Raw genomic sequence first — 13,622 nt, forward strand, 5'->3', positions numbered from 1 at the left:
AGAAAGCAAGGTGAATGAAAAATGAAATTCAAACCACTTAGTGACAAGATACCAAAAATGCTTCATGGTGCTGATTATAACCCGGAACAGTGGGAGAAATATCCTGAAGTGTTAGATGAAGATATTCGCTTAATGAAGCTGGCAAACTGTAATGTGATGTCTGTAGGGATTTTCTCATGGGCTAAGCTAGAACCAGAAGAGGGTAACTTTGATTTCGGATGGATGGACAAGTTATTAGACACCTTCGATCAAAATGGTATTTATGCATTATTGGCTACACCGACGGGAGCCAGGCCTGCATGGATGTCAGAGAAATACCCAGAAGTACTGAGAGTAGGGGCAAATCGTGTTCGTAACCTGCATGGAATGCGGCATAATCACTGTTATACTTCTCCGGTTTACCGTGAGAAGACAGCAATAATGAATGCGAAGTTAGCAGAGCGTTATGCTGATCACCCGGCAGTGATTGGCTGGCATATTTCCAATGAATATGGTGGAGATTGTCATTGTTCTTATTGCCAAGATGCATTCCGTGAGTGGCTAAAGAAAAAATATAAGACATTAGATGCATTGAATGATGCATGGTGGACGACATTCTGGAGTCATACGTATACTAATTGGTCACAAGTAGAATCACCAGCACCGCATGGTGAAAAAATGGTGCATGGGCAGAATCTGGATTGGAAGCGCTTTGTTACAGATCAAACATTGGATTTCTATCGTCATGAAGTTAAACCATTGAAAGATGTTAATCGAGAATTACCTGTAACAGCGAATTTTATGGAAGCGTTTGAAGGGTTGAATTATGCAAAGTTTGCTGATGATTTAGATATTGTATCATGGGATTCCTATCCAACTTGGCATGATGAACAAGATGAATCTGCTTTAGCTGCATGGACAGCAATAAACCATGATTGGTTCCGTTCATTGAAAGATGGGAAACCATTTTTATTAATGGAAAGTACACCAAGCCTGACAAATTGGCAGCCGATTAGTAAATTAAAAAAACCTGGAATGCATGTGCTGTCATCATTACAAGCAGTAGCACACGGTGCTGATTCTGTTCAGTATTTTCAGTGGCGTAAAAGTCGCGGATCTAGTGAGAAGTTCCATGGTGCAGTTGTTGATCATGCAGGTCATGAGAATACAAGAGTTTTTAATGAAGTGAAAGAGCTTGGCGAAGGGCTTTCGAAACTGGATGAAATAGTAGGCACAACGGTAAAAGCTGAGGTTGCGGTTATTTTTGATACAGAAAATCGTTGGGCCGTCAAGGACGCACAAGGTCCAAGAAATAGTGGTATTCATTATGAGAGAACGGTAAGAGAACATTACCAGGCATTTTGGGAACAAGGCATTAGTGTTGATGTGATTGATATGGATAAAGATATCTCAAAATATAAAGTGGTGGTCGCACCAATGTTATACATGGTGAGACCAGGAGTAGGAGAAAAGATTGAGGAATTTGTTCGCAATGGTGGAACGTTTGTTGCGACATATTGGTCAGGTATTGTTAATGAGAATGATTTATGTTTCTTAAGTGGGTTCCCAGGACCATTGCGCAAAACGTTAGGAATCTGGTCAGAAGAAATGGACGGATTATATGATAATGAAGTGAACACAATCGAAGCAACAGGTAATAATTCGTTCGGCCTTAAAGGTGAATTTAAAGCAAGAGAGTTATGTGATTTAATTCATTTAGAAGGTGCTGAAGCCATAGCTTGTTATAAAAGTGATTTCTATGCAGGGAGACCAGCGCTAACAGTAAATAACTTTGGGAAAGGAAAAGCATATTATATTGCTTCAAGAAATGACCAGGCGTTTCATCAATCATTTTATGGAGAGCTCGCAGATCAATTGCAATTGAAAAAAGCACTAGGCGGGCTGTTGCCAAAAGATGTTAGTGCACAGGTTAGAACAGATGGAGAAAATGAATTTATATTCTTGATGAATTTCTCTAACCAAATGAAAAAAGTGATCCTTCCAGACCGAAATTATCGAGATTTATTAACAGGTGAGAGTTTGCCGAAATCTATAACTTTGGAAAATTTTAATGTAAAAGTGTTGAGAAAATAATAGTATACACCCCCGTTTTCAGCTCTAAGAAATGGGGGTGATTTTTGATTTTGGACTAGAGTAGATGCATTAATGGATAAAATGCAGCCGTTACTATTATTCTTTGAATAGATGGACACAAAGCAACATAAGAAAGGAAATCCCGATCATGGAAGCCACCCACAACCAAGCCATTTGCATATCGCCAGAATCGATCGCAATATAAATGGCTGTTGGGGTCGTTTGTGTCTTCCCTGGAATGTTACCTGCAAACATAAGTGTTGCGCCAAACTCACCTAATGCGCGGGCAAAACTTAATATGCCGCCTGAGATGAGTGATCTGCGAGCAAGCGGGATCGAAACAAACATGAATAATTTCCATTCACTTGCGCCATCAACACGTGCGGCATTTTCGATATCTTTATCAACTGCTTCCAGCCCTGTTTTAAATGATTGGTACATGAGTGGGAATGCAACAACAGTTGAAGCTATAACAGCTGCCCAATAGGTAAACATGACAGGCTGTTGAAAAATTGATTCGATCATTTGACCAATGGGACTTGTTCTTCCGAAAATTATAATTAATAAAAAACCAACAACAGTTGGTGGTAATACTAATGGCAGGAGGAAAATTGTTTCAACAACCGATTTTCCTTTGAATTTCCTGTTCGCCATAAACCGTCCCGTAATCAATCCAGAAATGACAACAAATAGAATTGCCAGGGAGGCTACTTCTAATGATAGTCTGACAGGTGACCAAAAATCTGAAGGCATGTTATTATTTCAGTCCTTTGAATCCATATTTTTCAAAAATCTGTAAAGCTTGTTCTGATTGTAAATAGGAATAGAATTGTTCTGTTTCTGTTACAGATTGTCTGTTTTTGACGATACCGACCGGATAAACAATTGGTGTATGCATAGTTGTTTCAGCTGTTGCAATTATTTTCACCTTGTCAGAGATTAATGCATCTGTAAGATAAACAATTCCTGCATCCACATTATTTGTTTCCACATATGTAAGTACTTGGCGTACATCTTTCGCAAAGATAACCTTGTTTTCCATACTGTCCCATCTATTTAAACTTTCAAGTGTCTCTTTCGCATACTTTCCAGCAGGTACCGATTCAGGAGTCCCAATTGCTACTTTATCAGCATGTATTAGATCGGTAAAACCAGCTATGGCTATCTGGCCTCTTGAGGGTATAATTAGTGCCAATTCATTCTGGAGTAAATTAGTGCTTTGTCCATCCTCGATCAATCCTTCATTTACTAAGTGTTTAAATTTGTCATCAGCAGCCGAGAAGAAGATATCGACTGGTGCCCCTTGTGAAATTTGCTGTTGAAGTGAGCCGGATCCGCCAAAATTATAGTTTACCTTAATACGGGGATTTTCCTTTTCAAAGATTGTTGTTATGTCTGTTAATGCATCTTGTAAACTGGCAGCAGCAGAGACGGTAATTTCAACGGTTTCTCCTGAAGACTGCTGATTTTTTGTACATCCTGATAAGCTTGATAAAACCAAGATTGCACATATTAACATTATGGTCATCTTTTCCACTATGTTTTTCCCCTTTAATATTAGTCAGTATAATTGATTATAACTAATTATAGGGAAAGAAAAAATGAAAAAGTTACTCTTATTCCAGACAGTATAAGTTGTTTTCCTAGTTTGCTGTCCTAAAACTTACCTAGGCAAACCCACTCTGTGAATGTCAGTCCGTCCCGTTAACATAGTAAATTCCCTTGACAATGACTAAGTACCATAGATAAAATGAAGTTGTTCCATTAGAGAGAATATCGTTCCGTATTACGGAACAAAAGGGGGATTTATCATGTCTCAAGTACAGTCTGTAGAACGTACATTATCTATTTTGGAGTCATTAGCAAAGTTTCCGGAAGGGTTAAGTGTGACACAGTTAGCAAAAGAAATGGATTTAGCCAAAAGTACGACCCATCGTCTATTAAATACCCTGTCTACAAAAGGTTATGTAGAAAAAAACGAGCATAGTGGTCATTATCAATTAGGGATCCAATGTCTTGTGATCGCAAGCTCGCTTTTAAACAACTTGGATATTAGAAAAGTGGCAAAAGAATCTTTACAGAAATTAGCGGAAACCTCTGGGGAAGTCGTCCACCTTTGTGTATGTGACAGTAATGAAGCCGTTTACATTGATAAAGTGGAGAGTGAGCATACACTTCGAATGTATTCACAAATCGGAAGAAGAGCTTATATGCACTGTACAGGTGTAGGAAAAGCATTATTATCGGGCTTCACGGAACAGGAAGTAAATCAATTGGTTGAAGAAAAAGGACTTCCTAAATTTACTGAAACAACGATTACAGAACAAGATAAATTACAAAAGGAATTAAATACAATTAGAGAAAAAGGATTTGCCATCGACGAACAGGAACATGAAAGCGGGATTCGTTGTATTGCTGCACCTGTTTTTGACCATGATGGAATGGTTGTAGCGGCAATTAGTATTGCTGGGCCTGCAGATCGGGTAACAAAAGAAAGAGTTAATGGTGAATTAGCAAAAGAAATAGTAATACAAAGTAAAACGATCTCAAAAAAATTAGGATATATGAAATAGGAAGGTGGGTATCAAATGAAAATAACCAAATTAGAAACATACTTAGTTGAACCAAGGTGGTGTTTTGTAAAGATTGAAACAGATGAAGGGATTGCGGGTTGGGGAGAGCCAGTTGTCGAAGGGCGAGCTGCAACGGTTGAAGCAGCAGTTCATGAATTAGGAGATTACTTAATTGGCAAAGACGCGCTTCGAATTGAGGATCATTGGAATGTAATGTATCGTGCAGGATTTTATCGAGGCGGTCCTATTTTAATGAGTGCCATTGCCGGGATTGACCAAGCATTGTGGGATGTTAAGGGCAAATATTTTAATGCTCCTGTCTATCAACTGCTAGGTGGTGCATGCCGTGATTCCATTCGCGTCTATTCCTGGATAGGAGGGGATCGACCTAGTGATGTTGGAAAAGCAGCAAAAGCTGTTGTGGATGCAGGGTTTACTGCAGTGAAAATGAATGGGACGGAAGAGTTACAATATGTTGATTCTTATGAAAAAATTGATCAGACAATGGAAAGAATTGCTGCAGTTAGAGATGCAGTAGGAGATTACATTGGAATTGGCATTGATTTTCATGGAAGAGTTCATAAACCAATGGCGAAAATTTTAGCGAAAGAATTGGAAGCGTTTCGACCAATGTTTATAGAGGAGCCAGTTTTATCTGAAAATAATGAAGCGTTAAGAGAAATTGCTAATCATACGAGTATTCCAATTGCTACAGGTGAAAGGATGTATTCAAGATGGGATTTTAAACACCTCCTGTCTGATGGATATGTTGATATTATTCAACCAGATTTATCTCATGCAGGCGGGATTACAGAAGTGAAGAAAATTGCATCAATGGCAGAAGCTTATGATGTGGCAATCGCTCCACATTGTCCGTTAGGTCCGATAGCTTTAGCTGCTTGTTTACAGATGGATGCAACCGCTCACAACGCATTTATTCAAGAACAGAGTCTTGGTATTCACTACAACCAGGGGAGTGATTTATTAGATTATATTACAGATCGGTCGGTTTTTGATTATAAGGATGGTCATGTCAAGATTCCTCAAGGGCCAGGACTGGGAATAGAGATAAATGAAGAAAAAGTAAAAGAAATAGCAGAGAAACGTCATAATTGGAAGAATCCTATATGGCGTCATCAGGATGGTACGGTAGCGGAATGGTAGAGAGGAGGAAGCATAAATGGATGTAGTTACATTAGGAGAATCGATGATTCTGCTCACACCAGAATCGAATGGACCGATGCGATATGCTGCAACTTTTTCGAGAAAAATAGGCGGTGCTGAATCTAATTTTGCGATTGGTCTGGCAAGACTTGGATTTAAAACAGGGTGGATTAGCAAAGTTGGCGATGATGAGTTTGGCAGGGCAATCATTTCATTTATAAGGGGGGAAGGTGTCGATGTTTCGCAAGTGAAATCTGACAGGAATGCACCAACAGGGATTTACTTTAAAGAATTGCGTAATCGTACAGATGTGAGGGTGCAATATTATCGTAATGAATCAGCTGCCAGCACTTTATCCAAAACTGATATTTGTGAGGAATACATTGCACAAGCAAGCTATTTGCACATTACTGGGATTACGCCGGCTCTCAGTGAAAGTTGCTATGAAGCAATCAAAAAATCGATGATCATAGCTAAAAATAATGAGGTGAAAATTATCTTTGATCCTAATCTCAGAGAGAAACTCTGGACTAGTAAAGAAAAAGCGAAACAAGTTATGCTGGAGATTGCTGCACAAGCGGATATTGTTTTGCCAGGTTTAAGTGAAGCGGCATATCTTTTTGGTGAGGAAGAGCCTGAAGTCTATGGAAGCAATCTTTTAGAGTTAGGGGCAGAAATCGTCATTTTAAAAGCTGGTAAGAAAGGAACCTATTATTTCACAAAAGAACAATCAGGCTTTGTTGCTAGTTTTCCAGTTGACCAAGTCATAGACCCGGTTGGTGCAGGAGATGGATTTGCTGCCGGCTTTACTTCAGGATTACTAGACGGGATTGCCATCGAAGAAGCAGTAAAAAGAGGTAATGCAATAGGGGCAATGGTAACAATGGTTAACGGTGATGTAGAAGGATTACCAGAAAAGAATGAAATTGATCGATTTCTCAAACCAAACAATGACGATGTTAGTCGCTAAGGAGTGAAGAAAATGGAGGTTTTGCAAAAGATTTTTGAAAACGGTTTAGTGGGGATTATCAGAGGGGTACATCCGGAAGATATTTTACAAGTGGCGAATGCACTTTATAACGGTGGAATTCATACGTTGGAGATTACGGTGGATACTCCGCGCGTTTTGCATGTGATTGAACGGTTAAGAAACGAGTTGCCTGAAGAGGTGATTGTTGGTGCAGGAACCGTGTTGGATGCAGAAACAGCCAGGGCAGTAATTATGGCAGGTTCGCAGTTTATTTTTTCTCCTACAGTTAATATTGATACAATCCAAATAACAAAGCGTTACGGGATTGTTAGTATTCCAGGTGCAATGACACCGACAGAAATATTGACAGCATATGAAACGGGGGGAGATGTGATTAAAGTATTCCCTTCCCGAGCAATTGGACCAGATTATATAAAAGACATTAAAGGACCTTTACCTCATATTCCATTGATGCCTACTGGCGGTGTAGCTCAACATAATATAATGGATTATTTCAAAGCAGGAGCCGTTGCAGTGGGACTAGGTGGTTCACTTGTTCAAGCGAAAGATAAATATAGTCAAGCAGATTTAGCAGAATTGACGAGAAAGGCAAGAGCATATAGGCAAATTTTGCAACAAGTTCGCAATGGAAAGGAGAGAAATAATGGCGAAATGACACAATAGGGATTAGGGAAATTTATCGGAATTGCGTCAATCAGCGTGTTCTTGTTATGTTCCTTTAATGTAGACAATGAGTGTTTAGTCGAATATGCATTGTATTTCATTTGGCGGTTGGTGGAGTTACTGTCAAGGTATCGTTTAACAAAATAACTGCAGGGGAAATGACATGAGAATATAATGGTTTAAACTACCAAGATGATTTATTTGATTCTCGACAAAAAACATGAAAAAATAGTGTTTAGATATAGTTTCAAACGGGTATATATACTTATATTTTTAAGAGGGAATACAGGGGGGGAATAAAAATGAACGTTGTTTATGATTCGTCATTTGAACTTCGAGATTTTATCACAGCCAATAAAGATAATTTTGAAACAACGCTTTTGTCAGAAGCAGTAAATGTGAAAGATAAGATTGATGAAATTCTTAGATTCAGTAATATAGATTTAGTTAATAATGCTCACAAAATAGTATCTTATATTATTAATGGGAAGATAAGTGAACTGAAGAGCTTTGCAAAACAGGAAGGGATAGCTTGGGCAACAGCATCAATAGAGTTAACGTTTAAGTTAGAATGGATACAAGCACTGCGCAGAACTTTATGGATTTATATACATAAGTTTAATGATCTGTCAGGTAAAGTTAAAATGAATGACTTTTTTAGTTTAGAACAGGATATTAATAATAGAGTAGACATGTTCTTAAATACATTCTTCATTAACTACTCAACATATAAAGATGCTTTAATAAATGAACAAAGGAAACTAGTAGAAAATCTATCAGTGCCGATCATACCTATTGATGATGAGATCAGTATATTGCCATTAATAGGATCGATTGATAGTAACCGTATTTCTATTGTTAAAGAAAAAGTACTAACAGAGGTATCAAATGTACGAATTCAAATGCTGATTATTGATTTATCAGGAATTGCCACGATGGATAAAGAGGTTACGGTCGAACTCTTGAACATTATTAATGGTATATCAATGATGGGATGTTCTACAGTTATAACTGGTGTACGTAAAGAAGTCGTAAAAGAAATGACTGAAGCGGGAATAATATTCGGTCCAGATACTGAAAAGTTAGGAACATTGCAAAAAGCCCTTGGTAAATATTTAATAAAAGATAGTAAATAATTATGTTATGATATTGCTCTGATCTATGTTTATTCGGCTACTTTGTGTTTAAAGTTAGTAAATGGAATGATAAGTAATGTATTTTTTCTCTATTATTTATTCTTATAGATAGAAACCAGAAAAAAATAACCATCCCAAAAGGAATCGCCAGGGGATGGTTATTTTCTAATTATGTGGCTGTTACTGCACCTAGTTCAAAGATGCTGAGTATGCAGGCTGTCATTAAAATGTTCCGAACGAAAAAGTTGTTTTCGCGAAATACTTCTCATCCTTATCCAACCAGACAGAAGGGAAGTTATCATGGTGAATAGATGCTGGTGATGCTTGTGTTTCTAAGCATAGACCTAGATATTGAACAGATTGACGTTCCCGTAATTTTAACCCTTCTGGAAGGTTGTTGGAAGTATACATCACTACACCTGGCTGATCAGTAATAACTTTTAATTCACGCCCGCTTTCGCTTTCACGTACAATAGCACTGACCTCTTTTGATTTATCAAATAAGAAATAATGATCATAACCATTGTTTGCTACTAGGTTTTGCTTAAATTCTGATGTAACCCCATCTTTCATTTGACGACCTTGACGGAAATCAAACACACTGTTATCGACATCCAAGATTTCCCCTGTCGGAATTAATTCTTCGTCCAATTCCACAAACTTACTGCTATCAAGTGTAATTTCATGATCTTGGATATCTGTTTGCAGGTTTCCGCTTAAGTTAAAGTATGTGTGATTGGTTGCAGTTAAGACTGTTTTCTGATCAGATAAACCTTCATAAGTAATCGACAATTCATTGGAATTGTTTAGTGTATAAGTTACCGTCATACGAAGGTTTCCAGGATAGCCGTTTTCACCGTCAGGACTATTCAATGTCATTGTTAACCCGGTTTCTTCTCCATTTTCAAAAGGCACTGTTGACCATATTGATTTATGAAATCCCGGTTCACCGCCATGAAGATGGTTTTCGCCATCATTTTTAGGAAGCGTATAAGTTTTCCCATCCATCTCAAATTGGCTGTTAGCAATACGGCCAGCTACACGTCCAATTAATGCACCGAAATAACCAGGGTTATCTAAATAGTCCTCGTAATTCTCGAAGCCAATTACGACATTTTCCAGTTTCCCTTCTCGGTCTGGTGCTAGAATTTTTGTAATAATACCCCCGAAATTGAGGATAGAAACAGCCATCCCATTGTTATTAACAAGGGTGAATTCCTCCCATTGTTGATCATTAATTGTTATTACTTCTGTTTTAATTTCCATTACGTCATTCCTCCTGCTTCTGTTTAGGCCATGTTCCTATAATTGTGAGAGAAAACGTTTAAATTTAATTCTGCCATCCTCTGTTGTTTTAAATACACCCGCATCCTCTAACACTCTAGCAAACTTCAGGCCTAATTCATTTTCTACTATTTGGTTGACATTTTCTGCAGTTACATTTGAATGCCTTCTCTTAATAGATTGTACCCAATTTTTATGGTACTCTGCAATGTTAACACTTTCATCAAGTAAATGTTTTTTTATTTCTTCTAATTCATCTTTTAAGCGTGGGGGTAGAACTGCAAGCCCCATCACTTCTATTAAACCGATATTTTCTTTCTTAATATGGTGAACATCCTCATGAGGGTGGAAAAGTCCCATTGGATGTTCCTCCGTCTGGCGGTTGTTGCGTAAAACTAGATCCAGTTCAAACAGGCCGTTTCTCATTCGAGCAATTGGTGTAATGGTGTTATGAGGGGTTTCAGCAGTATGTGAAAGAATACTGGCTTCCACATCGCTGTATTCACGCCACTTCTGTAAAATATAGTCCGCCGCATTCGTTAATTGATGGCGATCCTTATGACGCAGACGAATGACAGACATTGGCCATTTAATAACGGTTGCTTTTACATCAGAAAACTTAGCCATCTCAAAAGAGAATTCATCATCCGCTCTAGTCATTGCAAAAGTATAGTTACCGCCTTGATAGTGATCGTGTGAGAGGATACTTCCCCCAACAATCGGTAAGTCGGCATTGGAGCCTGCGAAATAGTGCGGAAACTTTTCAACAAAGGCAGTTAACCTGAGGAACGACTCACGGTTAATTTTCATTGGGCGGTGTTCCTTTGCAAAAATGATACAATGTTCATTATAGTAGACGTATGGAGAATATTGCAGGAACCATTTTTCCCCTTCTAATGGTACTTCTATAATACGGTGATTGGATCTTGCAGGGTGACCGATTCTTCCGACATACCCTTCATTTTCTGCACACAGCAGACATTTTGGATAGGCTAAGTCTAGCTTCCTCTCACGCTCTCGTCGAATCTGTTCAGGGTCTTTTTCAGGTTTAGATAAATTAATCGTAATATCTAAATCACCATAATCAGATGCAGTTTTAAACTGAATATTTTTTGCGATTCTTTTTGTTTGAATGTAGTTACTGTCTTTACTCAGTTGATAAAAATAGTTGGTTGCTTTTTCAGGTGCTTCCTCATACTTCTGGTAGAATAATTGATTAACTTGTGATGGTTTTGATAGAAAAACATTCATTACAAGCGCTTGAAGCTTTTCTTTTTCATCTAGCAAATTCTCAATGATCTCCCTGTTTACTGCGTCATCTGCGAGTATATCCAGCAATTCTGGAATCGATCGGTCACATAGAGGGATAGCCTCTTCCTCAAATGTGTCCACTTTTAAAATTCCAAGTATTTGATTTCTAGCATAAACATTGTCACTTGGCTGAATTAATTCTTTCCCGATAGCTTTTGTTACTAAAGATGCAACTATTTGTGAAATGCTTGCCATCATTATGCCTCCTCTTTGTAACCATCAGGCCGACTTTGGTGCCAGTTCCATGCATCCTTAATTATTCGTTCAATATCTGTTCTGGATGGGTTCCAGCCTAACACTTCTCTCGCTTTATCAGATGCAGCTATTAGTGTGCTGGGGTCGCCAGCACGTCTTGGTGCAACTTTTGCTGGAATTTCGTGTCTGGTAATTTCTCTGGCTGTATCGATTATCTCTTTTACAGAAAACCCTTGGCTGCTACCGAGGTTAAATATATTACTTTCCCCACCATTTTTTAGATAGTTGAGTGCAAGAATATGTGCATCAATTAGATCCTCCACATGGATATAGTCACGAATACATGTACCATCTGGTGTATGATAATCATCACCGAATATGGAAATATGGTCTCTTTGTCCGAGTGCAACTTGTAATACGATTGGTATTAAATGTGTCTCCGGTCTGTGGTCCTCACCAATTTCACCAGTACTCCTTGCACCTGCAACGTTAAAATAACGAAGTGATACGAAACGGATATCGTGCGCTTTTTCACACCAACGCATCATTTTTTCCATCGTTAGCTTTGTTTCACCGTAGGCACTAGTTGGGATTGTTGGCATCTTTTCAGTAATAGGAACTTGTTCCGGCTCTCCATATGTTGCTGCAGTAGAAGAGAAGACAATATGCTTAACATTAAATTCTGTCATTGCTTTTAGCAGTACTTGTGTACCGTATACATTGTTATCAAAATATTTTAATGGGTTTTCCATCGATTCACCAACTAAAGAATTGGCTGAAAAATGGAGCACACCATCGATTGGTTCATGTGTGAAAACTTCTCGTAAAAAGTCAATATCCCGAATATCCCCATTATAGAAAACAGCATCCGGATGAACCGCTTTAGCATGGCCGGTTTCTAAATTATCTATAACAACTACTTCATACCCTTGATCCATTAATTGATAAACTGCATGTGACCCGATATATCCCGCTCCACCTAATACCAAAATTCTCATTTAATTAGCCTCCTCTAAATTTAATTCTTTTGCTCCGTCTCCAATAGCTGCAACATAGAATGATGGTGCATATCCTACTTTTTTTTCATAAACTTTCGCAATGGATTCTTGGAATGCGTTTGATTCTGATTTCTCAACAATTGCAATCGCACATCCGCCGAAACCCGCACCTGTCATACGGGAACCAAGCACACCATTTTGTTGCCAGGCGGTTTCAGCGATGGTATCTAATTCAAGTCCAGTCACTTCATAATCATCCCGCAAAGAAATGTGCGATTGGTTAATTAAAACGCCAAAATCCTCTAATTCACCTGATTTTAATTTTTTTAATGCCTCTATCGTACGAGCATTTTCATAGACAGCATGTTTGGCTCTCTTTTGATGAATAGGGTTTTTAATTAATGCTTTATTCTGTTCAAACTGTTCTGGTGTTAGTTCACCGAGACTTTTAATTGGCAGTTTTTCTTGTAGATCTGCTAACGCCTGTTCGCATTCACTCCTGCGTTCATTATATTTTGAATCAGCAAGTTCGCGGCGCTTATTTGTATTAATAATAATAATATCATGGTTTTCTAAAATAATTGGAGCATACTCAAATTCTAATGTGTCACAGTCTAATAACATGGCATGATCAACTTTTCCCATCCCGATTGCAAACTGATCCATAATCCCGCTGTTTACACCAATATAATGATTTTCAACCATCTGACCAATTTGGATCATTCGAAGGCGATCGATTTTTAATGAGTATAACCCTTCTAGTAAAACCCCTGATACAAGTTCAATGGATGCGGACGAAGAAAGGCCAGCACCATTCGGAATATTACCGTAAAATAATACGTCAAATCCTTGGTCGATCGAAAACCCTTCCTTAATAATATACTGAATCATGCCTTTAGGGTAATTAGCCCAATCATCTTCCTTTTTATAATCTAGTGAATCCAAAGAGACTTCAATAATTCCTTTCTCAGGGAAATTATCCGAGTATAAACGGATTTTTTTATCATTTCTTTGTAAAGCGATTGCATATGTTCCAAAAGAAATTGCAGCAGGGAAGACGTGCCCGCCATTATAATCTGTATGTTCACCAATAAGATTGATTCGACCTGGTGCAAAAAAAGCCCTGGGTGTTGCTGCAGTATGAAAGGTGTCGTGAAATTTATTTATTAATGTGGTAAGTTGCATGATTCATCCTCCTTCATAGAATTACTGACTTAATTAATTTAATTTACTA

The 13,622-nt window shown here is 38.2% G+C and carries 12 protein-coding genes; 6 read left to right on the forward strand and 6 right to left on the reverse strand.

The features are described from left to right. Positions 1–21: 21 nt before the first annotated feature. Positions 22–2,073, forward strand: a complete 2,052-nt coding sequence (locus tag ACFOY7_RS06640) for a beta-galactosidase (RefSeq protein WP_390250623.1) — start codon at positions 22–24, stop codon at positions 2,071–2,073. 96 nt (positions 2,074–2,169) lie between these two features. On the opposite strand, the gene modB is transcribed toward ACFOY7_RS06640, so the two are convergent. Next, the gene (gene modB, locus ACFOY7_RS06645) at positions 2,170–2,826 is read right to left on the reverse strand and encodes a molybdate ABC transporter permease subunit (protein ID WP_390250625.1); all 657 of its coding nucleotides are present in this window, start codon (positions 2,824–2,826) and stop codon (positions 2,170–2,172) included. A gap of 4 nt (positions 2,827–2,830) precedes the next feature. Continuing rightward, a complete protein-coding gene (gene modA, locus ACFOY7_RS06650) occupies positions 2,831–3,601 on the reverse strand; it encodes a molybdate ABC transporter substrate-binding protein (RefSeq protein WP_390252055.1) in 771 nt (256 codons plus the stop codon). A gap of 283 nt (positions 3,602–3,884) precedes the next feature. On the opposite strand from modA, the gene ACFOY7_RS06655 reads away from it, so the two are divergent. The 5 genes from ACFOY7_RS06655 to ACFOY7_RS06675 all read left to right on the forward strand — a co-directional run bounded on the left by ACFOY7_RS06655 (position 3,885) and on the right by ACFOY7_RS06675 (position 8,600). Continuing rightward, positions 3,885–4,646 (forward strand): IclR family transcriptional regulator, encoded by a 762-nt coding sequence (locus ACFOY7_RS06655; RefSeq protein ID WP_390250627.1) that lies wholly within the window; start codon positions 3,885–3,887, stop codon positions 4,644–4,646. 15 nt (positions 4,647–4,661) lie between these two features. Next, positions 4,662–5,810 carry a galactonate dehydratase gene (gene dgoD / locus ACFOY7_RS06660; RefSeq protein ID WP_390250629.1) on the forward strand — a complete coding sequence of 383 codons (1,149 nt, stop codon included), beginning with the start codon at positions 4,662–4,664 and terminating at the stop codon, positions 5,808–5,810. A 16-nt stretch (positions 5,811–5,826) separates the two neighbouring features. Then, entirely contained in the window at positions 5,827–6,780 is a 954-nt protein-coding gene (locus ACFOY7_RS06665; protein WP_390250631.1) for a sugar kinase, read from the forward strand. A 12-nt stretch (positions 6,781–6,792) separates the two neighbouring features. Continuing rightward, complete coding sequence (locus ACFOY7_RS06670) at positions 6,793–7,464, forward strand: bifunctional 4-hydroxy-2-oxoglutarate aldolase/2-dehydro-3-deoxy-phosphogluconate aldolase (RefSeq protein ID WP_390250633.1); 672 nt, start codon at positions 6,793–6,795, stop codon at positions 7,462–7,464. Between the two features lie 302 nt (positions 7,465–7,766). Then, a complete protein-coding gene (locus ACFOY7_RS06675; protein WP_390250635.1) occupies positions 7,767–8,600 on the forward strand; it encodes an STAS domain-containing protein in 834 nt (277 codons plus the stop codon). Positions 8,601–8,822: 222 nt separating this feature from the next. Here the strand turns inward: ACFOY7_RS06675 and ACFOY7_RS06680 are convergent, their stop codons facing one another. The 4 genes from ACFOY7_RS06680 to ACFOY7_RS06695 are packed head-to-tail and all read right to left on the reverse strand — an operon-like array spanning position 8,823 to position 13,573. Further along, positions 8,823–9,866: an aldose epimerase family protein gene (locus ACFOY7_RS06680; RefSeq protein WP_390250637.1), complete on the reverse strand. Its 1,044-nt coding sequence runs from the start codon at positions 9,864–9,866 to the stop codon at positions 8,823–8,825. A 36-nt stretch (positions 9,867–9,902) separates the two neighbouring features. Further along, a complete protein-coding gene (galT, locus tag ACFOY7_RS06685) occupies positions 9,903–11,390 on the reverse strand; it encodes a UDP-glucose--hexose-1-phosphate uridylyltransferase (protein WP_390250639.1) in 1,488 nt (495 codons plus the stop codon). Positions 11,391–11,392: 2 nt separating this feature from the next. Beyond that, positions 11,393–12,388: a UDP-glucose 4-epimerase GalE gene (gene galE, locus ACFOY7_RS06690; RefSeq protein ID WP_390250641.1), complete on the reverse strand. Its 996-nt coding sequence runs from the start codon at positions 12,386–12,388 to the stop codon at positions 11,393–11,395. Next, positions 12,389–13,573 (reverse strand): galactokinase, encoded by a 1,185-nt coding sequence (locus tag ACFOY7_RS06695; RefSeq protein ID WP_390250643.1) that lies wholly within the window; start codon positions 13,571–13,573, stop codon positions 12,389–12,391. Positions 13,574–13,622 lie beyond the last annotated feature (49 nt).

This window comes from Gracilibacillus xinjiangensis (assembly GCF_042651765.1).
In the GTDB taxonomy this organism is placed as follows: domain Bacteria; phylum Bacillota; class Bacilli; order Bacillales; family Amphibacillaceae; genus Gracilibacillus; species Gracilibacillus xinjiangensis.

Coding starts and splice junctions, on each gene's coding strand:
- ACFOY7_RS06640 (WP_390250623.1), top strand. CDS start 22: ATGAAATTCAAACCACTTAGTGACAAGATACCAAAAATGCTTCATGGT.
- modB (WP_390250625.1), bottom strand. CDS start 2,826: ATGCCTTCAGATTTTTGGTCACCTGTCAGACTATCATTAGAAGTAGCC.
- modA (WP_390252055.1), bottom strand. CDS start 3,601: ATGACCATAATGTTAATATGTGCAATCTTGGTTTTATCAAGCTTATCA.
- ACFOY7_RS06655 (WP_390250627.1), top strand. CDS start 3,885: ATGTCTCAAGTACAGTCTGTAGAACGTACATTATCTATTTTGGAGTCA.
- dgoD (WP_390250629.1), top strand. CDS start 4,662: ATGAAAATAACCAAATTAGAAACATACTTAGTTGAACCAAGGTGGTGT.
- ACFOY7_RS06665 (WP_390250631.1), top strand. CDS start 5,827: ATGGATGTAGTTACATTAGGAGAATCGATGATTCTGCTCACACCAGAA.
- ACFOY7_RS06670 (WP_390250633.1), top strand. CDS start 6,793: ATGGAGGTTTTGCAAAAGATTTTTGAAAACGGTTTAGTGGGGATTATC.
- ACFOY7_RS06675 (WP_390250635.1), top strand. CDS start 7,767: ATGAACGTTGTTTATGATTCGTCATTTGAACTTCGAGATTTTATCACA.
- ACFOY7_RS06680 (WP_390250637.1), bottom strand. CDS start 9,866: ATGGAAATTAAAACAGAAGTAATAACAATTAATGATCAACAATGGGAG.
- galT (WP_390250639.1), bottom strand. CDS start 11,390: ATGGCAAGCATTTCACAAATAGTTGCATCTTTAGTAACAAAAGCTATC.
- galE (WP_390250641.1), bottom strand. CDS start 12,388: ATGAGAATTTTGGTATTAGGTGGAGCGGGATATATCGGGTCACATGCA.
- ACFOY7_RS06695 (WP_390250643.1), bottom strand. CDS start 13,573: ATGCAACTTACCACATTAATAAATAAATTTCACGACACCTTTCATACT.